This window comes from Alicyclobacillus tolerans, from assembly GCF_048984885.1.
GTDB lineage: Bacteria > Bacillota > Bacilli > Alicyclobacillales > Alicyclobacillaceae > Alicyclobacillus_I > Alicyclobacillus_I tolerans.
This window is the reverse complement of sequence record NZ_JBMGNK010000002.1, coordinates 2,145,617-2,172,312: the sequence shown is the minus strand read 5'-3', so window position 1 is coordinate 2,172,312 and position 26,696 is coordinate 2,145,617. Positions and strand designations below refer to the sequence as shown.

At 43.1% G+C, this 26,696-nt stretch carries 28 protein-coding genes; 25 read left to right on the top strand and 3 right to left on the bottom strand.

Features of this window, described 5'->3' with window-relative positions; all coding sequences use genetic code 11:
* The first annotated feature begins 27 nt into the window (after window positions 1-27).
* Window positions 28-882, top strand: a complete 855-nt coding sequence (locus ACOJUR_RS10970) for a metallophosphoesterase family protein (protein WP_420950003.1) — start codon at window positions 28-30, stop codon at window positions 880-882.
* A gap of 426 nt (window positions 883-1,308) precedes the next feature.
* Here ACOJUR_RS10970 and ACOJUR_RS10965 read toward each other — a convergent pair whose 3' ends face one another.
* A complete protein-coding gene (locus tag ACOJUR_RS10965; protein WP_420950546.1) occupies window positions 1,309-1,605 on the bottom strand; it encodes a transposase in 297 nt (98 codons plus the stop codon).
* A gap of 845 nt (window positions 1,606-2,450) precedes the next feature.
* Here ACOJUR_RS10965 and cas3 point away from each other — a divergent pair.
* The 8 genes from cas3 to ACOJUR_RS10925 all read left to right on the top strand — a co-directional run bounded on the left by cas3 (window position 2,451) and on the right by ACOJUR_RS10925 (window position 10,907).
* Complete coding sequence (gene cas3, locus ACOJUR_RS10960; protein WP_420950002.1) at window positions 2,451-4,700, top strand: CRISPR-associated helicase Cas3'; 2,250 nt, start codon at window positions 2,451-2,453, stop codon at window positions 4,698-4,700.
* Between the two features lie 13 nt (window positions 4,701-4,713).
* The gene (cas5c, locus tag ACOJUR_RS10955) at window positions 4,714-5,367 is read left to right on the top strand and encodes a type I-C CRISPR-associated protein Cas5c (RefSeq protein ID WP_420950001.1); all 654 of its coding nucleotides are present in this window, start codon (window positions 4,714-4,716) and stop codon (window positions 5,365-5,367) included.
* Window positions 5,364-7,169, top strand: a complete 1,806-nt coding sequence (gene cas8c, locus ACOJUR_RS10950) for a type I-C CRISPR-associated protein Cas8c/Csd1 (RefSeq protein WP_420950000.1) — start codon at window positions 5,364-5,366, stop codon at window positions 7,167-7,169. Before cas5c ends, cas8c begins: the two co-directional genes overlap by 4 nt.
* A gap of 30 nt (window positions 7,170-7,199) precedes the next feature.
* Window positions 7,200-8,072 carry a type I-C CRISPR-associated protein Cas7/Csd2 gene (gene cas7c / locus ACOJUR_RS10945; RefSeq protein ID WP_420949999.1) on the top strand — a complete coding sequence of 291 codons (873 nt, stop codon included), beginning with the start codon at window positions 7,200-7,202 and terminating at the stop codon, window positions 8,070-8,072.
* Window positions 8,073-8,084: 12 nt separating this feature from the next.
* On the top strand, window positions 8,085-8,765 hold the full coding sequence (gene cas4 / locus ACOJUR_RS10940; RefSeq protein ID WP_420949998.1) for a CRISPR-associated protein Cas4: 681 nt from the start codon (window positions 8,085-8,087) through the stop codon (window positions 8,763-8,765).
* Window positions 8,762-9,793 (top strand): type I-C CRISPR-associated endonuclease Cas1c, encoded by a 1,032-nt coding sequence (cas1c, locus tag ACOJUR_RS10935; protein ID WP_420950545.1) that lies wholly within the window; start codon window positions 8,762-8,764, stop codon window positions 9,791-9,793. The genes cas4 and cas1c overlap by 4 nt, the downstream gene beginning before the upstream one ends.
* 15 nt (window positions 9,794-9,808) lie before the next feature.
* Window positions 9,809-10,099, top strand: a complete 291-nt coding sequence (gene cas2, locus ACOJUR_RS10930) for a CRISPR-associated endonuclease Cas2 (RefSeq protein ID WP_072875484.1) — start codon at window positions 9,809-9,811, stop codon at window positions 10,097-10,099.
* A 568-nt stretch (window positions 10,100-10,667) separates the two neighbouring features.
* Window positions 10,668-10,907 (top strand): hypothetical protein, encoded by a 240-nt coding sequence (locus tag ACOJUR_RS10925; protein ID WP_420949997.1) that lies wholly within the window; start codon window positions 10,668-10,670, stop codon window positions 10,905-10,907.
* A gap of 581 nt (window positions 10,908-11,488) precedes the next feature.
* Here ACOJUR_RS10925 and ACOJUR_RS10920 read toward each other — a convergent pair.
* A protein-coding gene (locus tag ACOJUR_RS10920; protein ID WP_420949004.1) for an IS3 family transposase occupies window positions 11,489-12,753 on the bottom strand; the annotation gives its coding sequence in 2 pieces (ribosomal slippage) (window positions 11,489-12,432 and window positions 12,432-12,753; 1,266 coding nt in all).
* Window positions 12,754-13,913: 1,160 nt separating this feature from the next.
* Here ACOJUR_RS10920 and ACOJUR_RS10915 point away from each other — a divergent pair.
* The 15 genes from ACOJUR_RS10915 (at window position 13,914) to ACOJUR_RS10845 (ending at window position 25,289) form a co-directional block, all read left to right on the top strand.
* Window positions 13,914-14,237: a transposase gene (locus tag ACOJUR_RS10915; RefSeq protein ID WP_420949996.1), complete on the top strand. Its 324-nt coding sequence runs from the start codon at window positions 13,914-13,916 to the stop codon at window positions 14,235-14,237.
* A 237-nt stretch (window positions 14,238-14,474) separates the two neighbouring features.
* Window positions 14,475-15,428 carry an IS110 family RNA-guided transposase gene (locus ACOJUR_RS10910; protein WP_420949053.1) on the top strand — a complete coding sequence of 318 codons (954 nt, stop codon included), beginning with the start codon at window positions 14,475-14,477 and terminating at the stop codon, window positions 15,426-15,428.
* 86 nt (window positions 15,429-15,514) lie between these two features.
* The gene (locus ACOJUR_RS10905; RefSeq protein WP_306955528.1) at window positions 15,515-15,712 is read left to right on the top strand and encodes a hypothetical protein; all 198 of its coding nucleotides are present in this window, start codon (window positions 15,515-15,517) and stop codon (window positions 15,710-15,712) included.
* A gap of 141 nt (window positions 15,713-15,853) precedes the next feature.
* The gene (locus ACOJUR_RS10900) at window positions 15,854-16,792 is read left to right on the top strand and encodes an IS3 family transposase (protein WP_420950544.1); all 939 of its coding nucleotides are present in this window, start codon (window positions 15,854-15,856) and stop codon (window positions 16,790-16,792) included.
* Window positions 16,793-16,877: 85 nt separating this feature from the next.
* Window positions 16,878-17,588 carry a hypothetical protein gene (locus ACOJUR_RS10895; RefSeq protein ID WP_420949995.1) on the top strand — a complete coding sequence of 237 codons (711 nt, stop codon included), beginning with the start codon at window positions 16,878-16,880 and terminating at the stop codon, window positions 17,586-17,588.
* 607 nt (window positions 17,589-18,195) lie between these two features.
* Window positions 18,196-18,471, top strand: a complete 276-nt coding sequence (locus tag ACOJUR_RS10890; RefSeq protein WP_420949994.1) for a hypothetical protein — start codon at window positions 18,196-18,198, stop codon at window positions 18,469-18,471.
* Window positions 18,472-18,931: 460 nt separating this feature from the next.
* Window positions 18,932-19,276 carry a hypothetical protein gene (locus ACOJUR_RS10885; protein ID WP_420949993.1) on the top strand — a complete coding sequence of 115 codons (345 nt, stop codon included), beginning with the start codon at window positions 18,932-18,934 and terminating at the stop codon, window positions 19,274-19,276.
* Window positions 19,277-19,448: 172 nt separating this feature from the next.
* A complete protein-coding gene (locus ACOJUR_RS10880) occupies window positions 19,449-19,751 on the top strand; it encodes a hypothetical protein (RefSeq protein ID WP_072874699.1) in 303 nt (100 codons plus the stop codon).
* A gap of 241 nt (window positions 19,752-19,992) precedes the next feature.
* Window positions 19,993-20,313 carry a hypothetical protein gene (locus ACOJUR_RS10875; protein WP_072874700.1) on the top strand — a complete coding sequence of 107 codons (321 nt, stop codon included), beginning with the start codon at window positions 19,993-19,995 and terminating at the stop codon, window positions 20,311-20,313.
* Window positions 20,314-20,418: 105 nt separating this feature from the next.
* Window positions 20,419-20,679, top strand: a complete 261-nt coding sequence (locus ACOJUR_RS10870; protein ID WP_072874701.1) for a hypothetical protein — start codon at window positions 20,419-20,421, stop codon at window positions 20,677-20,679.
* A gap of 407 nt (window positions 20,680-21,086) precedes the next feature.
* Entirely contained in the window at window positions 21,087-21,659 is a 573-nt protein-coding gene (locus tag ACOJUR_RS10865; RefSeq protein ID WP_420949992.1) for an RNA polymerase sigma factor, read from the top strand.
* A complete protein-coding gene (locus ACOJUR_RS10860; RefSeq protein WP_420949991.1) occupies window positions 21,634-22,455 on the top strand; it encodes a hypothetical protein in 822 nt (273 codons plus the stop codon). Before ACOJUR_RS10865 ends, ACOJUR_RS10860 begins: the two co-directional genes overlap by 26 nt.
* Window positions 22,439-23,338, top strand: a complete 900-nt coding sequence (locus ACOJUR_RS10855; protein WP_420949990.1) for an ABC transporter ATP-binding protein — start codon at window positions 22,439-22,441, stop codon at window positions 23,336-23,338. Before ACOJUR_RS10860 ends, ACOJUR_RS10855 begins: the two co-directional genes overlap by 17 nt.
* On the top strand, window positions 23,310-24,440 hold the full coding sequence (locus ACOJUR_RS10850) for a hypothetical protein (RefSeq protein ID WP_420949989.1): 1,131 nt from the start codon (window positions 23,310-23,312) through the stop codon (window positions 24,438-24,440). Before ACOJUR_RS10855 ends, ACOJUR_RS10850 begins: the two co-directional genes overlap by 29 nt.
* Window positions 24,441-24,944: 504 nt before the next feature.
* On the top strand, window positions 24,945-25,289 hold the full coding sequence (locus tag ACOJUR_RS10845; RefSeq protein ID WP_420949988.1) for a hypothetical protein: 345 nt from the start codon (window positions 24,945-24,947) through the stop codon (window positions 25,287-25,289).
* 268 nt (window positions 25,290-25,557) lie between these two features.
* Here ACOJUR_RS10845 and ACOJUR_RS10840 read toward each other — a convergent pair whose 3' ends face one another.
* Window positions 25,558-25,809 (bottom strand): hypothetical protein, encoded by a 252-nt coding sequence (locus ACOJUR_RS10840; protein WP_420949987.1) that lies wholly within the window; start codon window positions 25,807-25,809, stop codon window positions 25,558-25,560.
* 34 nt (window positions 25,810-25,843) lie between these two features.
* On the opposite strand from ACOJUR_RS10840, the gene ACOJUR_RS10835 reads away from it, so the two are divergent.
* On the top strand, window positions 25,844-26,593 hold the full coding sequence (locus ACOJUR_RS10835) for a hypothetical protein (RefSeq protein WP_420949986.1): 750 nt from the start codon (window positions 25,844-25,846) through the stop codon (window positions 26,591-26,593).
* Window positions 26,594-26,696: the final 103 nt, after the last annotated feature.

Here is a 26,696-nt window from a genome sequence, read left to right as displayed (position 1 = left end):
GATGTGAATTAGAAGAGGTGAAGCCAAATGAACCGTACAATACGCCTTGCTGTCATGGGAGATGCGCATTATTGCAATGAAATTCCGAATGAGCATGCTTTCATACGCGATGCCTACTATCGACAGCTGTTTCGTGAATTTTTCACGCTGGATGCGGATGTACACATTCTTCTCGGAGATGTCACCCATTGGGGCAACCCACTAGAATGGGATTTTGTCCTGAGAACAACCTCTGAATTATCCAAACAATACGACCGCCAATTCCGTTTCATTCTGGGGAACCATGACACACTTCGTCAATCGAAAGAGGACGTTTTAAGGCAGACGGACAGCCCTCGCTATGCAGTGGATGAATTCCCGAATCTGCGCATTGTATATCTGGATACAACAAAAGAATCATCCTACGATAACTGGGGCGGCTTGGTAGACGAAGAACAACTCGATTGGTTAGATGAGATAAGCCGCTCCAAAAATCAATACACCATCGTCTGCGGGCATCATCCCATTGCACAGACTACAGCGGGATCTGACCACGAGATGATGTCCATTGACAACAGTCGAGAAGTGCTTCATAAATTAGCCAAACTGTCCCCAGAGGGGCTTTATCTGAATGGACACAATCATATTCACAGTGTTGTAAATGGAACGGACACCTTGCCCGGATGGACATTTGTGCAACATTCCGCAGTTTTGTCTGCTCCCGTATTTCGACGATACTCAGTATCGGACGAGGCGGTTCATGTAAGCAGTTATCATGCGGATCACGACTTATTGCGGCAGAGTGAGTTGTTTCGAGGATTGATACTTGGCTATGGCCACACGGACAAAGCGTATGGGACTTCGGAGATGATTTTAACAACTTTACCAAGAGCCAAGGATTAAACACGAAGCAAAGTTGATGATGTGACGGATAAGTGAACTGGCATTGACGAGTTTGCCAGTAGTTTGACTATCCAGTCTACCATGCTGCTAGGAAATAGCTCAAGTTCCCTTGAAATTTGTAAATCTACCAATGGGACAAAAATACCGATTAAAATCCGGACAAATTATGCATGTATTTTCACAATCGAACGAAACCGTATTGTATTTCAATTACGGTGGACAATGGCTTATTTTTGCTTCTCAAATGAACAAGAAACAAATAATAGAATTCGCAAACAGTATCAAGATATATCGTTACTTTAACTGAAAATTGAAGCAAAAATTTTAGACTGTCGAAAAAGACCACTCATAGCGCTCATTTTTCGACAGCCTTGGCGAGGGTTCATCACCTTCGCTTTTTCATATTCGCTGTTGGACAGCTTGGTATTAAGTCAATATAGCAGAAACTCCAGATTGGAAATATCTTCTTTCGTATTCAACTGGCGTTAGATAGCCGATGGATGAGTGTACCCGCTCCAGGTCTCGTAAAATCTTCGCTTCCGTCTTAAGGTTCCCGCTCCTGACGAACGGGGTAGAAGGATCCTCCTTGTATTTTGCCATCCATCCATACAACTTCTTTTGCGATATGCCCAGATCCCGAGCTACCTGGCTCGCCGGCTTCCTACTCTCGAAAGCCCATTGAACTGCATGACGTTTGAATTCCTTGTCGTACTTCTGTGTCATGTAGCTCACCCCGAATCGCCTTATTCCTACATTCTCGATTCGTTGTATCCACACTTTCAACGGAGCACCACCACGTTTCCATGATTCTATCCTGGCAAACTTCTCGATGTCTCTTATGAGTGCAGCCTGTTGACTCGTCTTTTTGTACGGCTTTTCGGTTCATGACAGGTCACCCTTTTGTCTCATGCTACAGGATTCTTAGCTGGATAACCTTGGACCAGTCAGCACGCTTTTGCGTCATGACATATTGGCATCTCTGCTACTCTTATCTACTTCATTAAAAGACAGCCTTTGCTTTTTGTCTATTTCCATACCTTCTGGGGATTTCGGCTTCACTTACGTTCAGCTTACTATCCATGACTAACCCCAGGGGGCTTACCTTTTTATTAAGGGTCTAGTTTGCCAAGGTCAGGTCGTATTTTCCAGAAAAGTACGACTGGAAAATCCACACCTTTCCCCTAACTTCATCCCAATCCCCAAGCATAGCCATGAACTGGTGTTACGAGTTTCGGGGCTAAACTAAATTTGACAATTCCATGCCCATCAACGCGATCGTGTTACTTGTATCAGTGCTAGAGTTGAATCATCTTGAACGACAGATGACGACAGTGTAAAAGAAATAATTGTTTTTATAACAAAAATATAGAATTTATACAAAGGCGTTCGAGAGACCAGCGTCTATTATTTGTAAGCCTGTTTTGCTGTCCTGCAATAGAGTTTATTTTTCGCTTCTAACAAAAATTTAATTCTGCAAAACGCTCAAATAGAAATCATGCAGGATTTTTGGTTTGTATAGTGTAAATAATTACTAGCTTATGATTTATATAGCAAGGAGCGCTTACATCGTGGATTTCTATGCGCATACTAGAGAAGACGGGCAATATCAAAAGTTAAAGGATCACCTTGAAGGGGTAGCCACTCTTAGCATGCGTTATGCAGAGGTTTTTGGAGTTGGATATTTGGGGTACCTAGCAGGGATATTACACGATATCGGTAAGTATTCTCATATATTTCAGAAGCGTATTAGGGGTGAACACGTTCGCGTTGACCATTCAACTGCAGGAGCGCAGTGGATTGTCAAAAGCGAAACCGTACGAGATTATTTGGGTACAACTCATTTAGATCGATATTTAGCCAGACTCCTTGCACATGTGATTTCTGGTCATCATGGCGGATTAAAGAATCATGGCACTGTTGCTGAAGAGGGAACTCTCTTAAATCGCCTAATGAAAAAAGATATTCCTTCTTGGTCATCAGCTTGGGAGGAAGTGGAAGTTGTTAAACAAGCATTTGATACAGAAAAAAATGCTCTTGTTCAGCGCTGGAACAGAGAATATCCTGCGTGGAGTTATCAATTTCTTGGTCGGATGCTCTACTCGTGTTTAGTTGATGCAGATTCGGTAGATACAAGAAATTATTGTAATCCAGTGGAAAATACAATGAGTAAAAGGCAAGCCCCATCTATTGCTGTTTTACAAATGAGATTTCGATCGTTTATGTCAGAAAAGCTTAAGCATGCCGCAGATACGCGAATTAATCAGTTACGCCAGCAAATTCTCTCAGCATGTGAACGACAGGCAAAACTTTCACCAAGAATGTTTGCTTTAACCGTGCCAACAGGTGGTGGTAAGACTTTGTCTTCATTGGCGTTTGCTTTAGAACATGCGCACCTATATGATAAACGGCGAATCATTTACGTCATTCCTTTTACAAGCATAATCGAACAAAATGCTCAGCAATTCCGAGAAGCACTCGGTCCAGATGCAGTGTTGGAACATCACAGTAACTTCAACTACGATGAATATCAAGAAAATTATGATCAAGACGAAATTAGGCGTCTGAAATTGAACACCGAGAATTGGGATGCACCTGTGGTGGTCACGACATCTGTACAATTTTTTGAATCGTTGTTTGCGAATAAACGCAGTAAATGCAGAAAATTGCACAATATTGTAAACTCAGTTATCATTCTCGACGAAGCACAGAGCATTCCAAGAGGGTATATGAAGCCCTGTTTGCACGCACTTGAAGAACTAATCGTTTCTTATCGATGCTCTGTTGTGCTTTGTACAGCAACTCAACCATCTTGGGCTGGTCTAGGTATACAAGTGACGGAGATCATGGATTACCCATCTCCTAACGAATTGGTGGAAGCTTTCAAACGTGTCGAAGTGCACGTATATGGCTGTAATACTGAGATTATCCCTGATCAGCAAATTGTTGAATGGATGAAGGATTCACTACAAGTCCTTTGCATCGTGAATACCCGTAGGCATTCAAAGCTATTGTTTGATCAGTTGAAGGAACGAGGTTTAGAGGGTGTCTATCACCTGAGCGGGCGACTTTGTGCAAAACATCGTTCTACTATTTTAAATGAAGTTCGCCAAAGGCTATATATGAAATTACCTTGCCGATTAGTTTCAACACAGCTGATAGAGGCAGGTGTAGATATTGATTTTCCAGTTGTGCTGCGTGCTTATGCGGGATTAGATTCGATTGCACAAGCGGCTGGACGATGCAACCGCGAGGGTCATGATAAGATTGGTATCGTGAGAGTGTTTTTTCCGGAACAACATGGAATGCCCTCAAGAGGTTGGATAAAGGAGACAGCTACGGAAGCACAAAACACGATTGAGTATTGCAAGCAACCCCCGTTGGCCTTGTCTTCCATCCAGAAATATTTTGAACGCATTCATGGCATAAGTGATGGTCGGATGGAACAGGTGACTGATTCGGAAGGGATTATGAGTCTATTAAAATCCAAAAACAGAAATTTTGAAATTCCCTACCAGGATATTGCAGATCGGTTCATGTTTATTGAAGAAAATATGCAAGCCGTTGTCGTTCCTTACGATCCGGTAGCTGAACATTTGATTAAATTGCTTGCTGAAGCACATTATCCGTTAAGTATATTGCGTCAATTACAAGCGTATGTCGTGCAAATTTATCAACATGAGTTGATAGAATACCAACGTCAGAATTTACTAAAGAATGTGGAAGGTGTATTGGTCCTAACTGACAAGTCTTACTACCATCCGCAGTCTGGGTTATTACAGGCAACTGAATTAACTGAAATTGAGACCCTCATATTTTAAGGGAGTTGATTAAATGGGCTATGGAATTGCTCTACGCGTATGGGGAGACTATGCATGTTTCACAAGACCAGAGATGAAAGTAGAACGAGTTAGCTACGATGTCATGACACCATCAGCTGCACGCGGTATCTTGGAGGCAATCCATTGGAAACCTGCGATACGTTGGGTAGTTGATCGAATTCACGTTTTGAATCCAATCCATTTTGAAAATATCCGTCGAAATGAGGTGGAATCAAAAGCTTCAGCTAGAAAAAAGGCGATTTATGTGAGTGAAGAGCGACAACAGCGCGCTTCTCTAATATTGAAAAATGTCCAATATGTCATTGAGGCACATTTTGAAATGACAGAACAGTGTGGAAAGGAAGATACCCCAGAAAAACACTACAACATATTTTTGCGACGCGCACGACAAGGACAGTGTTTCCATCGACCCTATCTAGGCTGTCGGGAATTTCCTGCAAACTTTGAGTTGTTGGGAGATAACAAAGATACTGATACCTACGAGAGCACAAATTTTGGTGAGATAGATTTGGGATACATGCTGTTGAACCAGACATTCCATGTGAATTCCAAAGGTCAAGTAGAAGAAATCATTCCTCATTTCTTTCGTGCACAGATGATTAATGGGGTTATCGAAGTACCCCCATTAGAGGAGGCAATCCGTTGATTTTACAGTCTTTATATCGATACCATCAGTTGCTTCAAGAAAGGGAAAGCGAAAATGAAAGCATACCAAGAGCAGAATATTCATCAGTAGACGTGTCATTTGAAGTACAGTTGAATGAGCATGGTCATGTTGTAGCAATCATTCAGCCGGAAAGTGCGGATGGGAAAATTAGTAAAATAAAACATGTTGTACCGAAGCAAGAGAAACGATCTTCCGGAATCAAACCATATTTCTTATGTGACAAACCAAGTTATTTATTTGGTGCGGCTTTACCGGAAGCCAAGCATGGATGGGCATACAGAGAAGCAATGAGAACGCTGTGGAAAGATGTGTTAAAACATATCAAGACGAAATCGCCTGATATTTTGGCATTACATTCTTTCCTGGAACTTTCATACGAGCAATTAGAAGAACAAATTAAACAACTAGCTGACAAGCCTTTGCTGAAGTCTTTAAGCAATGGGGGGCTATGCGTTTTAAAGTATGCACCTACTGGTCAGTTTCTTCACAAAAATCGTGATATTCAACTGGCGTGGGAGGACTATTACAACAGAGTAGCTGATAATGTAACCGAAAAACGTACTCTATTCACTTGTTTAATCACTGGTGAGAAGATGCAGACAGATCAAATTGCCCGACTTCATCCTAGTATTAAAAATATTGCTGGTGCCCAATCGTCTGGCGCTGCAATCGTTTCCTTCAATAAGGAATCATTTTGTTCCTATGGGAGGGAGCAATCTTATAATGCGCCAACTTCAAAGACTGCAACTGATGCCTACGGGTATGTTTTAAACAAATTCTTGTCTGATCCTGCTCACAGGGTGCGGATGAATGACACAACCGTTGTTTTTTGGGCAGAATCATTGGCCACAAAAGAGCAGGACTGGATGGCAAGCTTATTGCAGAATTTCGATGAGGATGCAGGTCAGTCTGATGAAGACAGTATCAGAACTCGAGTGAAAAGTGTTGTCACTCGCATTCGACAAGGTCAACATTTCAACGATACATTTGCGGATTTAAATAAGGATACAACATTCTACATATTAGGACTATCACCAAATGCTGCACGCCTATCCATCCGTTTTTGGTACACCGGAACTATAGGTGAACTAGGGGAACGTGTATGGCGACACTATCAGGATTTGTCTATCGTTGGATTGGAAAGAAGTCCAACCATTCGAGAATTACTCCGTGAAACCGCCATTGGGCACGATTGGAGTAATATATCTCCAAATATAGAGGGACAAATGATGCGTTCGTTTCTGCTTGGGTTGCCCTACTCACGATCTGTCTTTGCGCAACTTATGAATCGAATCCGTGCTGAAGGCGACGAACCAAAGAAGGGATTGTATAAAATCGGTGCAGTTCGCGCAGCTATGATTAAGGCATATTTACTTCGCTACTATCGTTTCAATAAAAATCCACTTGAAGGAGAGATTACAATGGAATTAAATAAGCAATCCAAGAGTATCCCCTATCATCTAGGCAGACTATTCGCGTGCTTGGAGCGCACACAGGAGAGTGCTTTAGGACAGAGCATTAACGCCTCCATCCGAGACCGGTTCTGGGGTGCAGCATCTGCAACTCCCGCCAATGTATTTCCTCGCTTACTAAGTCTGGCGCAGCATCACATTGCTAAGGACGAGAAATGGGGGAAAAACAATGACTACCGTATTCAGGAAGTAATGAATACGCTACCACCGCAGTTTCCTAAGCGGTTAACGTTGGAGGAACAAGGGATGTTTGCACTCGGATATTATCATCAACGTCAAGAATTCTTTACGAAAAAGGCAGAAAATTAATTTAAACTCTACGAATAGGGGGATTTATCAATGATCGAAAAAACACCTTTGGCAAAGCGGTATGAATTTGTTTTATTGTTTGATGTTGAAAACGGAAATCCCAACGGCGATCCCGATGCAGGGAATCTACCTCGGATGGATGCTGAAACTGGTTGTGGACTGGTTACGGACGTCTGTATTAAACGAAAGGTTCGCAATTATATTGAACTTGTAAAAGGCGGCGAACCGTCTTTTGATATCTATGTAAAAGAAGCCGTAGTTTTGAACAATCTCAACAAGGAGGCGTTCGAGAACAATCCAAATATTGAATTAAAAAAAGACAAATTGGAAGCAAAGAAAAAAGACGACCAACTGACACTCGCTCGCTGGATGTGTAATAAATATTATGATATTCGCACGTTTGGTGCTGTAATGACAATGGAGGTAAATTGTGGTCAAGTTCGAGGTCCAGTACAATTTAGCTTTGCAAAAAGTATCGATCCAATTTCTCCGCAAGAAGTTACAATAACACGAATGGCTGTCACAAATGAGAGAGACGCTGAGAAAGAACGTACAATGGGACGTAAAAGCATTGTCCCTTATGGACTCTACCGAATGGATGGTTTCATATCTGCACCGCTTGCACAAAAGACCAATTTTAGTGAGGAAGACTTAGAAATCTTATGGACCGCATTGTTAAATATGTTTGATCACGATCGATCTGCATCGCGTGGAAAAATGGCGACGCAGAAATTGATAGTTTTTGAGCACTCGTCATCTTTGGGAAATGCACCGGCACATAAATTGTTTAACTTAGTTAGTGTTAAACGGAAGTCAAACGTCGACATAGCTCGATCTTTCGACGATTATGATGTGACGGTAGGAAGTGTACCAGAAGGAGTGACCCTGATTGAAAAGTTATAGGATGTTCGGGCTATGGAGAAAGAAGAAGACTATCTCTCGATCTCGGGTATTCAACATTTCGCCTTTTGCCAGCGACAGTGGGCATTAATCCACATCGAACAACAATGGCAGGAAAATGTGCTAACTACGCAGGGACAACATGTACATGAGCGAGTCCATGATGAAAGATTCGACGAAACGCGTGGTGATCTGCGAATTGTGCGTTCCATACCTATAGTTTCTGAGAAACTGCGGGCACGCGGGATAGCTGATATGGTGGAATTTCGCCGTGCGGAAAAAAGAACGTCTCAAACAATTGTGTTGGATGGACGTGAAGGTTCTTGGACGGTCTGCCCAATTGAGTACAAAAAAGGAAAGCCAAAGTATGATGATAGGGACATTGTTCAACTATGTGCCGAGGCGATGTGCCTAGAGGAAATGCTGAGTGTCGAGATTCCAATTGGATTTCTCTATTACGCCGAGACTCGCAAACGAGAGCGTATTGAACTAACTACAGATTACAGACAGCGAGTTGAAACACTCTATAAAATGATGCATCACTATTATGATGCTGCGATAACACCTAAGGCTATCTATAAATCCCATTGTAAGCAGTGCTCACTTTTGGAACTATGCCAACCTAAATTAAGCACTGTAGGTGCAAAATCGGCTGTTAAATACATTATGAAACACATAGGAAGTGATGAAGAATAAGGCGGTTGCTGAATACACTCTATGTGACTTTGCCGGATGCTTATTTGAGGGCGAAAGGTGAGACACTCGTCATAAGTGCGAATGGCGTCAAAGAATTGCAGGTTCCAATATTAAACTTGGAGTCTGTCATCGTGTTCGGCTATAAAGGGGTAAGTCCAGACGCTATGCATCTGTGTATCGAACATAATGTTTCTCTTGTATTCCTAACACCGACTGGACAGTTTAAAGCACGTGTAACAGGTGCGACCAAAGGTAATGTACATTTACGGCGCACTCAATATCGTTGGAGCGACAATGAGGAAAAGTCACTGTTGCTAGCTCAGCGTTTTCTGTATGCTAAGATCTTCAATGCAAAGACATCAATTCAACGTACGCTACGTGATTATCCAGATCGTGTGAATGTTGAGCATCTTACAGCAACAATCACAGAGTTAAATCGACAGTTAGAAGAGGTGCGGAAAAGCAAATCTCTTGATTACCTACGTGGAGTGGAAGGTCTTGCAGCACGATATTATTTTTCCTGCATTCCCGAGCAAGTGTTAGTAAAAAAAGAGTGTTTTCCGTTTGCTGGTAGAGTAAAAAGGCCACCAACTGATCGTGTAAATGCATTGTTATCTTTTCTATACACATTATTGGCAAATGACACGACGCACGCACTCGAATCTGTAGGTTTAGATGCTCAGATCGGATTCTTGCATAGTGATCGTTCGGGTAGAAATAGCCTAGCACTTGATTTGATGGAGGAATTCCGAGTTTATTTGGCTGATCGTACAGCTTTAACATTAATCAATCGCCAGCAAATTTTACCTGACGACTTTATTCAGAAAGAATCGGGTGCCTTTATTTTAAAAGATGATGCACGCAAGACTGTGTTAATGGAATGGCAGCAGCGAAAGCGAGATGAGATTCGCCATCCGTATTTGGATGAAAAGGTACCCGTGGGATTACTGCCGTATGCTCAATCAATGCTGCTCTCACGGTATATGCGTGGGGATTTAGATGACTATCCTCCATTCTTCTGGAAGTAGTAGGTGATACGTGTAATGATGGTACTTATTACTTATGATGTTAGTACCAAATCCCAATCTGGACAAAGCAGACTGAGAAATGTAGCAAAATTGTGCGAAAACTATGGACAACGCGTGCAAAACTCAGTATTCGAGTGTTTATTGGATCCCCATCAGTTCGCTCAACTTCAGCATTCACTTAAAATTGCTATTAATCCGGAGACTGATAGCATAAGGTTTTACCATTTGGGCTCAAAGTGGCATGGGAAGGTCGAACATGTTGGAGCAAAACAAACGTTTGATCCAGAGGGTTTCCTTTCAATCTAATTACAGCCGCGAACTCTAGGTGTACATGAAAACTCGGAGGGTTCGCAAATGGGACTGTAATTAGGATATTGACTGCCTTAAGAAAAATGTTACTTCTTTTTTAGCGAATTTTATATAAGTTCGCGGAAATCGTATAGAAAACTCAAATTAAATACGTGTTTATTGGGCACGCTGTCGCCTGCTACACGCAGGCGTGGATTGAAACGGTTTCGGCGTGGGATTAGGCGACGGTTTCGGAGTCGCCTGCTACACGCAGGCGTGGATTGAAACATAAAGCGTGCTCGGTTCGTAAACTTCAGTCAAGTCGCCTGCTACTGTCAGCATAAGTTGTAAAATCCCCCCATTCTCTACCTGTAACCTGACAATCTCCTCGAAAGAAAGAGAATACTGACCAAAAATGGGGAGTTTTTTTGTGATTCACGAAATGAACCGTCGAGGAATGAAAATCTCAGTAAGTTATCATGAACGAGGCTCGGCTCCATGTCACAACCCGTAGGTTAGTTGGCAATACTTGTATTTGTGGAAACACCGATGCCAATCAGAGCTACATTGGGAGGGAGCAGATATTATGAAGGATAGTAAAAAGTATATTGGTTTAGACGTTTCAAAGGATTTTATCGCAGTGGCCATTGCAAATGAAGGGCGAGATCATCCTAGGTATTTAGGTCAGATTTCCAACAACCAAGAGTCGATTCGGAAGCTGTTTAAGAAATTGGGTGAGGGAGCGTTTGTCCAATCTACGAGTGTTAATTCGGTTGTGCTTCAAGTTCTTGCTCGTCTTATACTTGCGAACCGTCCGGCTCTTTAGCCCATTTTCCTGCATGATAACAGCCACTATCTTTTTAACTAATCCGTGACCTCAATACACGTAGTACTCGTGTAATCTTGGGGCTCGATAAAACCACCCAAAATCGCTTGTGACGTAAAAAGTCGAACTCCTAAACCGCGTCTTTCAGCTAAACCTCAATACGTGTAAAATTTCCAAAGAATAATCTCTACAACTCTTTCTTGGAAGCATTCAACGCCTGGAGCGTTTTGCTTGAGATGTTGTTTTTCCTTCAACCATTTCCACGGAGAACTAGAGGTTACGAAGGAAAATGATGCAGTTGGGATGCGCACGCAGGGAGCATTTTTACCGCGATGCCTATCGTATCTATCAAAAACTTTGGCCGTGTTATCAGCAATTGTTGCTTTAGACTAGGTGGTATAGGAGGATTATGGTGTTGCCTTGGTGGATGGGAGTTATGATCAGTTGGGGGGCTGTGTATGTTGTTGCAATCACATCTTGCAGTCTTGTTTGGCTGATGTTTCGACGAGTTCGTCAACATCACGAGACATACCGGATTGACACCCGTAAGTTGGACATAGCTCTCTTTTTCTAGCGTTTTCTTAGACTTTCACATTTTCTTTCGGTTTTAATCCGGTATCACAATGCTTTTTGTGAAACTCGACCGGCGATAAGTAGTGCAGGCTGGAATGCATCCTTCTTTCATTGTAATATTCCATGAATGAAACTACTTCCCGATATGCCTGTGTATAACTCTCAAATTCAAAGCGAGAAAAACAGTCATCTTCCAGTATCCTGTGAAAAGATTCGATATGAGCATTCATATTTGGTGTCTTTGGCGGTATCCGCTCATGCTCCAGCCCAAGTTGTTCACATGTGGATTCAAACAGGTGACTGACAAACTGTGGCCCATTGTCGGAACGAATTACAGGCAACTCGGATTTCCCGTATAATTTTCGTTTCCAGAGCGCACTTTTCAGTGTATTTGCAGCATCTGTAGCCTCGCAGCGCAACCCAATATGGTAGTCCACAATTTGTCTGTCATACACATCAATATACGACAGCACGAAGAAGAATCGATCTTCACCCGTAATATAGCCATACTTAATATCCACTTCGAACAATTGATTCGGACCCGTGATATCTCGGTTTCTAGCCAATTTCCGAGGATGCTTTTCCTTCAATTTGCGTTGTGGCTTAAGGATCTTCAATTCCTTGCAAAGCCGATATACCTTTTTCTTGTTGATAACCAACTGGTACTTTCTCTTTAATAAATAGGTTAACTTGAGATATCCATAGGCAAAACCATCTCCTTCTATTTCATTCATAATCCATTCCTTGGCCTGCTCGTCACTTACCTTGCTGCCATCTTGTGTATAGGTATATTCGGTTACAGGACGCCCTCCAGCAGTCGTTCTCGGCTGTGGTTCATGTGTCTGCTGATAGTAATAGGTGGACCTAGAAACCCCCACGATGCGCAGCACGATGGTGACTGAATACCCGGCTGTGATCCACTTGTGTGCAATAGCTATTTTATCCGCAAGTGAGGGTTGGCTTTTTTTAACAGGTCACGCAAAATGTGATTTTCGAGTGCCTGATCAGCTAATGCCTTTCGTAATTTATCATTCTCAGAAGCCAACTCTGAACGCTCTTCAACGACCTGTTGGTAATCATCTGAAGTGACATGTGTTGGTATACCTTTTGATTTTCCAGGCGTTATACCTGTCTTCTTAAACTCACGAGTCCATCTACCAACCATATTGGCATTTAGATCGTGCTTCCTTGCCACAATAGTAGGACTACCAGTTTCCAGACATTCCTGGACGATCTGTTGCTTGAACTGTGATGAAAATTTCCGTCGTTCCATAAAGACAACCTCCTGTTGCTTCTAGTCTCCTATACTTTAGAGAGGTTGTCCAACCTGATTTCGGGGCTTAAGAGATACAAAGCCTATATTCGATTGGTCTCTCCTTATATTGTGATTCCATTGAGTTGTTTTGCAATAGTAAAACTGCTCACACACTTCATATAAAAGCTTCCAATTCTAAAGTTTCTCCTGTAAACGATGTTACTCTATGATAATTGGCTGGTAAGAAGAACGTTTTTGGGGTGTCAGCAACGCATATTAATTTTATCATGAATGGTACGGTGGATCTTATACTCAGCGTGGCAAAGAAGATCACAAAAGAATTAGGGATGTCATTAGATAAATTGTGAGAGATAGTGTTTGAGTAAAGTACGGCTTTATCCTCTTTTACGCAGACACGACAACAAAAACGTATACGCAACAGGAATTCATCGAAGCGAATGACAGAGACGAGGCTATTCAGTTATTCTGTCGGAAGTATCAACTCACCGCGGATTCAGATGAAGGGAGTGCGGCGTGGTTTATCGGGAAAGACGGCGCGGCGTTGAGGTTTGGTGTTGAAGCGAGAACATAGGTCGGTGGAGGATGCGGATGACTGACAAGCATGAGTAGGACGAACAACTTTACTGCCCCATCTACAATTTCTCCAGGAGCGGAGAAACACGTGGATGTACACCGTTTTGTAGCAACTGCAGGTATAAAGGTGTTTGAACTTGACTTTTTTATAAACCATTTTTCTTTGCAATCTTCACCTAAATTTGTAATTGTGGCATACTATACTAAATTGATACTGTCAAGGAGGGCGCACGATTTGGTGACAAAGAAGTTGTAGTTATATGGGCTCCTTTCTCGTGATGCCTTGACAGAAATCTCCACCGATTGGGCAGATCAAGGCGTATTGCTATCGTCCAAGTGGCTGCTTTTGGGATTTGGTCGAAGCCTTTGGCCATCCTATAAGTCGCGCGATTTTGAGAAGAAGATCTCAATTAAAAGCTTTGAAGTGACTCAAAATCTGTTTTACAGATTTATCGAGTTTTCTTCAACAATGAATATTAAGGTTATTTCCATTACATTCACAGAAGATTTCTCTTAAGCCCCGTAATCAGGTTGGACAGACTCCCTGCTAGATAGCATACTAGAAGCAGCAGGAGGATGAGATAATGGAACGCCGGAATTTTTCAGCACAGTTTAAACAGCAGATCATTCAGGAGTGTTCTGAGACTGGGAATATTACCCTCGTCGCAAGAAAACACGACCTCAATGCAAACATGGTTCGCCGCTGGATTAAGCAGGTCAACGGTGTTGCGGGGAAAGCCAGCCCAAAGACAAGAGGCAACGTCACCAATGTCACATCTGAGGAATTACTTCAGTTGCAGGCTGAGCGTAAGGAACTGGCTTCAGAGAATGAACAGATGAAAAAAGTCATGGGCGAGCAAGCCCTTGAGATTTCTATCTTGCGTGACCTGTTAAAAAAACGCTCATGACCCTTCGGGACACAGGCTATGATGAAAATGGTCATGGCTTTTTTGTTTGCTAAGAATCTCGCATAATGGAGACGAATCCGACCAGTTCGGTTCTGCTTTGTGGTGGTTTGACCCCGATAAAAAAACTGAATGGACAACCCTCGAAGCACAGGATATTGGACCGAGAGTCCGAGTAAAAAATCTTCAATGTCGGGTTGTCTTCGGATTCATCATTCTGTGGGATGGAGGTTGTCATTCATGATGGAAGCCATTCTTGAGCGGTGTGCTGGGCTGGACGTACACCAGGAATCTGTAGTCGCCTGTGTGTTAACAGGCCCACTGGATCGCTCGCCCAAGTCTGAAATCCGGACGTTTGGCACGATGGTTGAGGATCTACTAGCGCTTGCAGATTGGCTCAACGAGAGTGGCTGTACGCATGTCGTTATGGAGAGCACGGGGGTCTACTGGAAGCCCGTCTGGAACGTGCTTGAAGCCTTTGATTTTGAATTGCTCCTCGCCAATGCGCACCACATCAAAAACCTCCCTGGACGTAAGACCGACATGAAAGATGCAGAGTGGATAGCCAAACTCCTTCGCTCTGGTCTCATTGAAGGTAGTTTCGTCCCTTCTCAAGAAACACGGGACCTGCGCGATCTGACTCGGTACCGGAAGAAGCTCGTACAGGATGCTACTTCCGAGAAAAACCGAATTCATCGACTCCTGCAGGATGCAAACATTAAACTGACTACGCATATGTCGGATATCTTCGGGGTATCCGGACGAATTCTGCTACAAAAGATTATGGACGGCGAAGTCATTACATTGGAGTTCCTAGAGTCGGAGATGAAGGGTGCACTACGGCATAAATCAGCCAAATTGCTGCAGTCACTGAACGGTCGCTTACGAAGACATCACCGAGATATGCTGCGATTTTCCTATGAACACCTGCAATTCATTGAGAAGGCCATTCTGGAAGTAGAGCAAGAGATACGCGCTCACATGGCGGATAAGCAGGAAGCTTTTGAACTCATTACGACCGTACCCGGAATTAATGCAAATGCGGCAGCAATCATCTTGGCTGAGATGGGTACCGACATGGAGCAGTTCGGCGGTGACAAACAATTGGCGGCATGGGCCGGACTCAGCCCAGGAAATCATGAGAGTGCAGGTAAAAAAAACGGGTTCGGTCCCGAAGCGGGAACAGTGCTCTAAAAGCAGTGCTTTGCGAATGTGCCTGGGCAGCAGCACGAACAAGAAATACCCGCCTGTCCGCCCGTTATTGGTTATGGGTCCGTAAGATGGGCGTCAAGAAGGCGCTTGTCGCTCTCGCTCATACTCTGCTTCGGATTGTGTACCACATCCTGCATCGTAAAGAACGGTATACAGAGCTTGGTCCAGATTATCTAGATAGTTTCAGGCAACGTAGTGAAGAACGTCGGGAAGCGGACATGATTCGTAGGTTGCAAGAGAAGGGATTCCAGGTATCTAAACCTTGATACCGATGCGAATATCCAGTCATTCCGCGAGACTGTAGTGACAGCCTCTATTTCCGTTCGTCCATATTCGATCGAGACTCTTCAGCTGATACGGACTCATTTTCGTAAAAAAGTAAACCCTCACCTGCGGATAAAGTAGCCATTGCGCACAAGTGGATCACAGCCGGACATTCAGTCACCTTCGTGCTGCGCATCGTGGGGGTCTCTCGGTCCACTTATTATTATCAACTGACACACGAGCCGAAGCCGAGAACGACTTCTGGAGGGCGTCCTGCGACCCAATATACGTATACGCAGGATGGAAGCAAAGTTAGTGACGAACAGGTCAAGGAATGGATAATGAACGCCGTAGCGGGAGATGGGTTTGCCTACGGATATCTCAAGCTGACCTACGTGTTAAAACGAGAGTATCAGTTGGTTATCAACAAGAAGAAGGTATATCGACTGTGTAAAGAGCTGGGGATTCTCAAACAGCAGCGGCAAATCAAGTCCAAGTATCCACGGAGATTGGCCAGAAATCGGGACATTATGGCACCGAATCAGCTCTGGGAAGTTGACATCAAATACGGCTACGTTCATGGTGAGGACAGATTCTTTTTCGTACTGTCATACATTGATGTATTTGACCGACAGACAGCGGATTATCATATTGGGCTTCATTGTGAGGCAACAGACGCTGTGGATACGTTAAAACGAGCACTGTGGAAACGTCGACTACTCGACAAATCTGTCTTACCCGTCATCCGTTCAGATAATGGACCGCAGTTTGTCAGCCTGGCCTTTGAGTCGACATGTGAACAACTCGGTATTGAGCACGAGAGAATACCGCCACGAACACCGAATATGAACGCACACATCGAGTCTTTCCACAGGCTTCTGGAAGACGACTGTTTGTCACGGTACGAGTTCGAAAGTTATGAACAGGCATACAAAGCAGTCGTAGATTTTATGGATTATTACAACAATCGGCGGCTGCATTCAAGCCTGCATTACCTGCCACCAGCCGAGTTCAACAAGCAACACTACGAGACTGGGCTAACGCCGAAGACAAATGTGAAAGAAAGTCTGAGATTACGCTAGAAAACGGGAGCTATGTCCAAACAACGGGTGTCAATCCGGATATTGAACGCAGACAAAAATTTCTTGAAGTATTGAGGTGTTGGGCTTGAAATATATCCATTACATTTTAGCAATCATATTAATTTTAAGTTTATCGGGGTGTACACCATCAGCTCAGATTAATCACAAAACTAATGATTCTCCCCACCCAACAATTTTTATCAAATCTAGTACTGGATATAATATACCCTCGACTATTAAAAACCCTATTCAAGCTGCAGAAGCTGCCATGACTTGGAAGTTATCTGACGGAGAAATCGTTCATGCGAATAATAAAAATATTATAAATGATATCAATATTGGCGATTTATCTATTGTTAGAATACAGATTCCAAAAATTTATCCTCAAAATATTGACTACATATTAATACTAGAATATACAAATCAGAAGTGGATATTAAGAGGAGTATTAGGTACTATACTTCAAAATCCAGCACCTAATAATGAACTAGCAAACCCCTACGCTAACATGATGTATTCGCTAGCAAATGCATATAAGGTAGGACATTTTGCAGAATTCTATACACCGAAAATTTTAATTAATATAGCTCAAGTTCCCTTGAATTTTGTAAATCTACCAATAGGACAAAAATACCAATTAAAATCCGGACAAATTGTGCATGTATTTTCACAATCGAATGAAACCATATTATATTTCAATTACGGTGGACAATGGCTTATTTTTGCTTCTCAAATGAACAAGAAACAATTAATAGCATTCGCAAACAGTATCAAGATATATCGTTACTTTAACTGAAAATTGAAGCAAAAATTTTAGACTGTCGAAAAAGACCACTCATAGCGCTCACTTTTCGACAGCCTTGGCGAAGGTTCATCACCTTCGCTTTTTCATAACTGCTGTCTGTACTTTTTCATTACAGGCATCTGTTGATGGCTTGCCATATGTGTGGCTTGGCTTTTCTTTCAGACCGTGTTTTGGGTGAGGCAAAAAGCGAATTGGGGAATGTTACGAAGGGTAGGTATGAGAGAGTCTGGGGAAATATCTCCGACCGCTTGTTCTCTTGAATTCGCTGGCTGTTTTCTGGCTGGTGCTCATCATTACCTTATGTGTTTTGGTGGTATTGGGCGATTTTTTCTTGATGCCGTGGGCTTTGGCTAGTCTCATTAACAGAATATATTTGCCTGACAAATTCCATGTTTCGGATGAAAAATGAAGGACACTGAGAAGTCGATGAATGGCGAAGCTCACGCGAGCTTCGCCTCTTTCATTGCTACAAGGGCCACTTGAATCAAAAAAGCCGTTGACACCCTCTTGTTGTCGAGCGATAATGCTCAACGATCTTGAATAGAAATAAATTCTAAAAAAGATATTTATTTCTTTTTATGAAGGGTGCGTGGGTGTCGTGGGACGTGGGGATGCAATAGAAACGAGGCACTGGCGATCCGATCAGCCGATGGTTGTTGTAACTTCTGCAGAGTCAACACATTCACGGTGGAAGGTGTTGGTGCAACTGGCCATAGCGGGGGTGATGGTCAGTTTGGCAGGGACATCGTTGGCCTTTGGCATCGTGAATTTGTGGAGCCGCCAATTACCCTCGCATCCACGAACCGTTACCGTCACGGTAGAGCCAGGGGATACGTTGTGGGGCTTTGCGAACGGTATGATCCCAACCATGTGATGGCGGCGTTTTCGTGGATGACGATGCGGTACAAGGATTTGCAGACGGGCGAGATAGTGAAAGTGCCGGTGGTCCACTGAACAATTCATTATTTGTACTAGAAATGTTATGAATGCTGTTTCACAACACGATTTATCCGCTCTTCTTTCTTTGTTTGAAATGGGAGACAAACGAAGAGAGTAATGAAATCACTTTTGAACATTATCCCAAAACGTCAAGTTTGAGGCGCGTTGTTTATTGAAGAAACGGATATAAGAACTGAATCAGACTGTCATCAGTCATATGCATAAGGATTAAATTGTTGAATTTAATGGTTATTTTGCATCAGGGCAGAAGTATTCAAGAAGATAGTTTGTATAAATTACCATGATAGAGTATGTCACCTTGGGTTTTATGCCTTCGTCTATACTCTTGAACATCATTCATTGACCACAAGAATTCAAAGGGAGACGAAGCATTTATGAAACATAAGGCAGGATTGCTGGGGAATATTACTGTTGGTGCTGTTTCCGCACAGGCGCCTATGCCTGTTGTTACCCGTGTAACGACGTTTGCTGAATATGCACCAACTACTATACAGATGGTTTGCGGATTAACGCTTACACCAAAGCACGTAGTATCGAACGACCCATGGATTGGAAAACCAACAAGTTGGGTTCCAGTATATTACTTGCAAGTAGAACTAAAATCCGTTTGGTGTCCAAAGAACATGGAACGGAAATACGCTAGATATTTCTTCTATACGGAATACGCGGATGGCAAATTTTTCTCGAGCACCTCAAACGGGGACACCGCCTACGGGTGAAATGCAATTTTCGATTGTTGGAAATCAGGATGACTTTGTTTGGGCACCAAAGCTTGTAGCAAATGATCCCACAACTAAAACACAGACAACATACATTCCTGTTTACTACGCAAATCTTTTTCTCCAACAGTGATTACTGATGGGGGTGTCGTGGACTAAAACAACTTAGAGCATGGCAACACAGAACGAACCATTAAAGATAACGATTAGCTCTGCATCAACTACAGCAAGAGTTGGGCAATCCGTCACCATTTCAGGGACTGCATTGCTAAAAAATGGTGTAGGTGCTCCTGATACTCAGCTAGGTGTCATGGGATTAGACCAACCAGGTGAAACATTAAATGGTAGGGTTGCAGTGACGGACACACATGTACATTTTTCATATACAACTTCGATTTCGTCAGCAGGGACCTATACTGTGACTTTCTTGGATTACAACGTTTCGTCTCAACCGATTAAGATTGTAGTAAAGTAATTTGGCGCTTGGAGCCACATCTTCGTGGCACCTTTTGCACATAAGAGGGCTGATGCCGAAGAAGGATTCTCCCTCATGTTTGCATAAATATCTAAACAGGGATTTACTGGGTTATGTCGTTAGCGGGCAGGAACACGCAAGAATACTCCATTGTTGTGCATAAACACTCCAAAAAGTGGAGTGTCACTTCATGAGACGTAAGTTCGTCTTATTGGTGTGAACAATAAGGAGAGATTTTTAAATGAATTACAAACAATGGATAACTGTTGGATTGACATTAAGCTTTGTTGGAATGGTAGCAGGGTGCGCTACTGGAAACAGTTCAATTCATGAGACGAATAATTCTGTGTCAACAAATTTAACTGGGCATGCAACAAACAATATTGCTCAACAAACGAATGGCACTACGGTGAACAACAATACGAGCAACACTAGTACCTCAAATTCACCAGGTAATAAAGCGATCTCAAATTCTTCTGGTTCTGGGACGACTCCATCTGGAGGTAATGGACCATCCTTAAATTATCTTGCTTATACGAATAGTCAATTGTCTCAAATTTGACAAACAGCTAAAACTCAAGGTATTAAAACGCCATATGCATTAACCAAAAGTGCAGGAGACAGTGGCGTATATAAACTTGTTCAAGTATCGGGGAAAAATAACGTCATGAAGCTGGCGTATGAAAATATTACTGTCTATGAAGCAACTTACTTCGATAACATCAGCAACGCACTTCAAGCATTGGCAAAAGGAAATAAGATGGATCAAGAAAATAGTTTGACACTCAGTAATGGAAAAAAAGCAGGGTGGTGGAAAATCACGTATGGGTCAGGAAATATAGTTTATATCCTGACGGTACAGATGAATAAAACATGGATTGCGTTGATGCCACCAACTTCACAGACTCCTCATAAACAACTCATATAGGCAATTGCGACAACTCTTACACCAGATTCATCAATTTCATAGCGGAAGTGTCAAGAACGGGAGGCGATTTTTTTACCTTCCGTTTTTGCGGATAAGAATGCGAATATACAGTATGTTCGCCCGCTCGTTTTCGTATAATTATTCGCAAACGAGGAACTGAACGAAATGCGGCTATCGGGCAGCTAGAATGAGGGAGAAAACGAAAGAACATTGAGAGATGTTAACTGAAGAAAGATTGACTATCAACCAGTTAGAACTGATTGCAAGAAGCTCCTTGGGAGCTTTTTCGTGTTTCAATGTGGTATTACGCTCCATAAAACATTCTGTGATGAATTGCCATGTATTTTTTCAAGACTTGAAAACTATATTGGGTGTTTTCTCGTTTATATAGATGAAGGGGGATTGATATGCAACAATCGGACGAAGCACTTGTTGCTGAAATCAAATGTGGTAGTCAGTCCGCCATGGAAGTGCTCATTCGTCGCCACTATAAGTTGGTATTTGCGGTTGTTTATCGAAAGACGGGTAATTATCACTTGGCGTGCGATTTGACCCAAGACATTTTCATCAAGGTGGCTGGAGGGATTGGTCGTTATACTGGAGACGGGAAGTTTAAGAATTGGCTCGTCACCATTGCCTATAACCACTGTACAGACTACTTCAGAAGTCCTCGAAGTCGTCATCAAAATCAAGAGACGTCTGTTCCAGAGAATATTCCAGATGAACGAATGAACGTGATTCGCTTATTAGAGAAAGACGATGAGCGACAAAGGGTGAAAGATGCTTTGATGGGGTTGCCTGAGTACCAGCGTGATGCCATCGTACTAAGTTATTATCAGGACATGAAAATTAAAGACATTGCCAACGTTATGCAGTGCAGCGATTCAACTGTAAAATCGAGGCTGCATCAAGGGCTCAAGAAGTTGCGGAAGTTGTTAAACGGGGGTGATGAACATGACACAACACGAAACCACTCGTGAATGGGAAGAGTTGTTTAAGGAAAACGGCGACCAGGTGGATGTCAACCAATTAAGTCGTATGCTCGACAAATTCACGGTCGATTTCCCGCCTGAACATGTCATTCAAAACACCATCGACCAAGCTGTTTTTCACGTACTACAGCCTCGTGAGGTCACGGCAGTACCACTGTTTAAACGTATATGGGGGATTGTGTCGTTTCAAACAGAATATGTTGCCAAGTGGTTTTGGTTGGTCAGTGCATTGATGTTCCTGTCGGGATACCTGATCACAGCCAGTTGTGGATATAACCCATACAAGATCATCATCATCTTGTCTCCCTTGCCGTTTATTCTTGGCATTCTTGAACTCTTTCGCAGTGTGGACAGTGGTATGTCGCAAATTGAATTGACGTGCAAGACATCGCTTCCACAAACACTCATGGCACGACTCACAGTCCTCGGCATCTACAACATCGTCCTCAACACCGCGATGTCTGTTGGATTATCATGGCTGGTTGGAATGGACCTATGGCGCGTCGTACTTTTCTGGTTTGTCCCGTTCACATGGATTTCTGCTGTAACACTGTATCTCTCGACAAAGTTTCGTGGCAGGGCTTTGGTACCAGTGGTCGCATTGGTCTGGTCGATATCCGTGGCGCTTGCCTTTTCAAATCCAAGCGTTCTCTCCTTCCTTTTGTCACTGAATGACGTGATGTTTGTCGTGTTGTCTGTGCTTGGACTAGTACTGTTTGCAAGTCAAATAAAACTGCTTTATGTCCGTTTTAAAGGGGGTCTCTTGGTTGAAATTACAGATTGAGCAAGTTTCAAAAACATATAAGGGGGAACAAGCGTTATCGAACTTCACCGTGGAGTTGACCGAAGGCGTTCACGCACTCCTCGGTCCAAACGGAGCAGGCAAAAGTACACTGCTGAAAATCATCGCAGGAGTACTGAACCCATCTTCAGGGCATGTTTTCGTGGACGGAGAAGATACCATTCGCATGGGAGAACGTTATCGCGAGCTTCTTGGTTATCTTCCGCAACACTTTGGTCTATATAAGAACTTCACCGCAGAACGCTTTTTACTGTACATTGCGGCACTGAAGGGCCTGGACAAGCGTACGGCTTTACAGAAAGTGACTGAGGTGTTACAGGAGGTCAACCTGGAGAATGTGAGGCACACCCAGCTTCGCAAATTCTCAGGTGGCATGAAACAACGTATGGGTATTGCACAAGCGCTTTTGAATGATCCAAAAATCCTCATCGTCGACGAACCAACGGCAGGGCTTGATCCGAAGGAACGGATTCGTTTTCGGAACGTCCTTGCATCACTTGCGGGAAACCGGATTGTCCTTTTCTCGACCCATATCATTTCCGATGTGGAGTATGTCGCGCAGGATATTCTCTTGGTGAAAGACGGGCACTTGGTAGGTTATGGCGCACCCGAGTCGTTGCTGTCTCAAATGCAAGGGCACGTTTGGCAGGTGTCTTGTTCACAAAACGAGGTTGCCAAGTACCAAGGGTCATTTCAGATCGCAAACATGGGTCGCATTAAAGACAGGATAGAACTTCGTATCATTGCTGGTGACAAACCTGTCCCTCACGCGGTGGCTGTGAACCCGACACTAGAGGACCTGTATTTGTTTCATTTTGGAGAGGAGGCGGTGAGCGATGGAACATCTGTCAATCACGCGATTTGAGCTGTATAAATTGTTTTCACGGAAGAGCATTTGGATACTACTTACAATCATGCTTGTAGGACTAATCTTGCCATTACAACTTCTTATTGCTTCAACAAATCACCCACCAGTGTACCAAGCAACACCGCCAACTAAACAGCAGTTACAGCAAGCGAAAACTGACCTGCCGATCGTCCAACAAAAGCTTCAAAACAGTCATGTCGGTAGCTTAGTGTACTGGGATTTATGGCATGAATATCAAAGGGACCAAGCCATCGCCTCGTCGTATTCAGGAACAGCGGTTGCCACAAGGATGTATTCGCTCCAGGAATCCATGGCTCACCTTAAAGCAAGTGGACAGATGGGTTTTGCTTACCGCGCTAACAAACTGGAGTACGACATGCTCAAGAACCTACCATTTATCGGTGGTGGAATGTATAACGGGGGCGGGGCGATGATGATCGATTTCTTCAAAACTTATGGCTTTATCATCTATGCGGCAATGATCCTCATCGGCTTGGCGCCCATTTTTTCGGAGGAGTATGCTAGTGGGACAGACAATTTTTTGTTGACCGCAAAAAGGGGAAAACGACAACTGGTCTCTGCGAAAGTAAAAGCGGCGCTGCTGTATTCTGTGGTCATTGGATTTATTATTGAAGTTTGGAATCTGGGCTTGAATGCACTCCTGTTTGGTACTCAGGGCTTAAATTACCCAATTCAAAGTATTCCATTATACAGCGCACCATTCCACTTGACTATCCAGCAGTATATCCTTGTTGCTATTGCAATATTTCTGTTTGGTGGGGTGAGTTTTTCTTGCATAGTGCTACTGGTGTCGGCACTCAGCCGTATGACACTCATTTCGTTTGTCATTTCGACAGGAATTTTTGTGTTGCCCGAACTGATTTCGAAGGTAATTCACCAATTCTGGTCGGGAACACTTTTGAATTTCAGTTATTCTGGATTGCTTCAGGTCTCACGACTGTACTATCATTTTCTGGCTTACAATGTACTTGGACATCCTGTACTGTATCCGATCTTAGTCTTCCCGATCTTCATCGTAATTTCACTAATTGTCACACGCCTTGTGTACGTGGCGTATGGACGACATCAGGTCGTCTAAAGCATGGTTCGTAACAGGAAGTTCGGGCGTTCAATAATCGCCCTTTAAGTGTATCTACTCATCTTACGTAGATATGTGGTAGGGAAGCTATTGCAGTAACAGGTGTGAATATTTAGGATGTTCGCCAGCTCATTACCGTATAATTATTTTCAGACGAGGAACTGAACGAAATGCGGCTATAGGGCTATATGATGCTGTGAAATTTATACAATAAATAGTTGGTTTTTGGAAGCATAGGATGAATCGAATTACAATCGAAAGTACACGATTGCTGGATTAAGTGTCACTCTATTTATACTTTGTGGATGCGGAAATACGCCAGCTTCAAACTCAAATGCTACCAACAAGGTTGCTGGCATTACAGTGAATTCATCGCGGTCACTAGGCAGCGGACTTTCGTCAGATAACGGTAATGATTTGTCCACTTATCTAACAATCAATGTTCAAAATACGTAATCCAATCCTTTGTTTAAGACAATCCTGACGTTACCAAATGGAAAAGTCATGAATCCTAACCAATCTGTTCGTTGGAAAGACATACTCGTCCAGCTCATTGTTACAAATTTGATCCCGCTTTCAAATGGTGGATACGGAACGGTAATCGGCAATCACTCCACTGTCATCAATCACGAATACGTATCAAGTTCGGCTGGCAAGGCGTTACTTGTGTTTAACAAACGGACACAAACAGCGGCCTCACATTCTAATGAGGCAACTTATGAATATTGGGCAATTGTTAACGGTAGCCAATACACTTATGCCGTCGAGGGTACGGTTGTCGGTAATGCAAACAGTGCGAAGAATGAATTTATACAACTTTTACATCACTGGAAAGTACCAAAATCCTAGTTGAAAAACATATCACAAATACTGAAGAGCGATATTGGCTTGCTTAATAGCCACCAACTTGTGTCAGGAACAAACACTGCAAGAATGATGTGTATGAACATGTAGTAGTCTCTTTGCAGGTCTTTTTGCGCTCTCGGGCCGGAATCTGCAATTAGTGTCTTATATTTCTTCTGAGTATAAAACACATTCAAAAAGTAGATTGTAATCAGATGTGGACTTACTCCGTATAACATTTTGTGACATCACGAGGAGGTACTAATATGACGAGTTATAGGAAATGGGCAACAGCGGTTGTGGCATTGACCATCATGGGGGGTGTAGCAGGCTGTGGTACAAGCGGAGGAGCTAGTCCAGGATCGAATGCAACAAACAGCACAAAAGGTGTAGCACCATCCAATAACACAGTCGCAAACAGAACTGCTGGAGCAAACAACGCAACCACAAATACATCAGCACCGTCCAGTAATACCGCGACAACGAATACGACGAAAAGCACCGTCGCTTCGATGGTTTCAGTCACGATTCCTCTCACAGATGGACAATCAACCACATCTATGAGTTTCAAGGTTCCATCTGGATGGGTTAAGCAAAAAGTGGGTCAAGGAGATGCCAGCGGATATGCTTGGGTAAATCCACATGACTCAAACCAACAAATTGACCTGATTACATCTGGTAATATCGGTGCAATTAAAAACTATACAACGGGACAATGGGATGTCACAGGAATATTCGGTCACGGAACGAAAGGTATTAGTTGGATAGGTGTTTCATCCGATAAGTTGACTGGGAGTTTCATCGATACCACGGGAGTAAATCCCTATGCAAAGAGCGAGCAGACGCCATATACGGGATACGGTAAAGCATTCATTGTACAAAGTCCGAATCCATTTTCGGTATTTGTCGTGGCTTGGGGGTTGCCGCTCCATGCTGACACAGTGCTACCCACCATTCACCTGCATGAAACAGTTTATGTGTTCTCCCAGGCGATGCTTGAAGAGATTTATGCTGTGAAATACTTTAGTTCAGTGGGACCCATCATTCCGCCTCAGAATGTGGCAAACGATGTGAACAAATGGGCTCCTTATGTATCGATGAGCATGATGCCTTATGCACCTGCATCCGAACAAGTCTTAGACAAACAATTAATTCAAAATATCGAAGGTCCAATGACACTGCTAAAGAGCTTACCTGGATATACGTTGCATCACGATCAATTGCCATCAGGCAGTCGGACGTACTGGTATCCATCCAATAACAAATTTCCGACATGGGTGGATCCAAGGCCCCAGCAAATAACTAAATAGCCGTTTACCGTGACAAGCGTGAATGGCGACAACAAAGTACCATGGGTAATCTCAAAACAAGACATCCAATTCTCAAAAGGAATGGGTCTTTAAGCTGGATTAG

Excerpts from the sequence above, each read along its gene's own strand:
- ACOJUR_RS10970 (WP_420950003.1), top strand. The coding sequence starts at position 28 with ATGAACCGTACAATACGCCTTGCTGTCATGGGAGATGCGCATTATTGC.
- ACOJUR_RS10965 (WP_420950546.1), bottom strand. The coding sequence starts at position 1,605 with ATGACACAGAAGTACGACAAGGAATTCAAACGTCATGCAGTTCAATGG.
- cas5c (WP_420950001.1), top strand. The coding sequence starts at position 4,714 with ATGGGCTATGGAATTGCTCTACGCGTATGGGGAGACTATGCATGTTTC.
- cas7c (WP_420949999.1), top strand. The coding sequence starts at position 7,200 with ATGATCGAAAAAACACCTTTGGCAAAGCGGTATGAATTTGTTTTATTG.
- cas4 (WP_420949998.1), top strand. The coding sequence starts at position 8,085 with ATGGAGAAAGAAGAAGACTATCTCTCGATCTCGGGTATTCAACATTTC.
- cas2 (WP_072875484.1), top strand. The coding sequence starts at position 9,809 with ATGATGGTACTTATTACTTATGATGTTAGTACCAAATCCCAATCTGGA.
- ACOJUR_RS10925 (WP_420949997.1), top strand. The coding sequence starts at position 10,668 with ATGAAGGATAGTAAAAAGTATATTGGTTTAGACGTTTCAAAGGATTTT.
- ACOJUR_RS10915 (WP_420949996.1), top strand. The coding sequence starts at position 13,914 with ATGGAACGCCGGAATTTTTCAGCACAGTTTAAACAGCAGATCATTCAG.
- ACOJUR_RS10910 (WP_420949053.1), top strand. The coding sequence starts at position 14,475 with ATGATGGAAGCCATTCTTGAGCGGTGTGCTGGGCTGGACGTACACCAG.
- ACOJUR_RS10905 (WP_306955528.1), top strand. The coding sequence starts at position 15,515 with ATGGGCGTCAAGAAGGCGCTTGTCGCTCTCGCTCATACTCTGCTTCGG.
- ACOJUR_RS10885 (WP_420949993.1), top strand. The coding sequence starts at position 18,932 with ATGAAACATAAGGCAGGATTGCTGGGGAATATTACTGTTGGTGCTGTT.
- ACOJUR_RS10880 (WP_072874699.1), top strand. The coding sequence starts at position 19,449 with ATGGCAACACAGAACGAACCATTAAAGATAACGATTAGCTCTGCATCA.
- ACOJUR_RS10875 (WP_072874700.1), top strand. The coding sequence starts at position 19,993 with ATGAATTACAAACAATGGATAACTGTTGGATTGACATTAAGCTTTGTT.
- ACOJUR_RS10870 (WP_072874701.1), top strand. The coding sequence starts at position 20,419 with ATGAAGCTGGCGTATGAAAATATTACTGTCTATGAAGCAACTTACTTC.
- ACOJUR_RS10865 (WP_420949992.1), top strand. The coding sequence starts at position 21,087 with ATGCAACAATCGGACGAAGCACTTGTTGCTGAAATCAAATGTGGTAGT.
- ACOJUR_RS10860 (WP_420949991.1), top strand. The coding sequence starts at position 21,634 with ATGACACAACACGAAACCACTCGTGAATGGGAAGAGTTGTTTAAGGAA.
- ACOJUR_RS10850 (WP_420949989.1), top strand. The coding sequence starts at position 23,310 with ATGGAACATCTGTCAATCACGCGATTTGAGCTGTATAAATTGTTTTCA.
- ACOJUR_RS10845 (WP_420949988.1), top strand. The coding sequence starts at position 24,945 with ATGAATCCTAACCAATCTGTTCGTTGGAAAGACATACTCGTCCAGCTC.
- ACOJUR_RS10835 (WP_420949986.1), top strand. The coding sequence starts at position 25,844 with ATGAGTTTCAAGGTTCCATCTGGATGGGTTAAGCAAAAAGTGGGTCAA.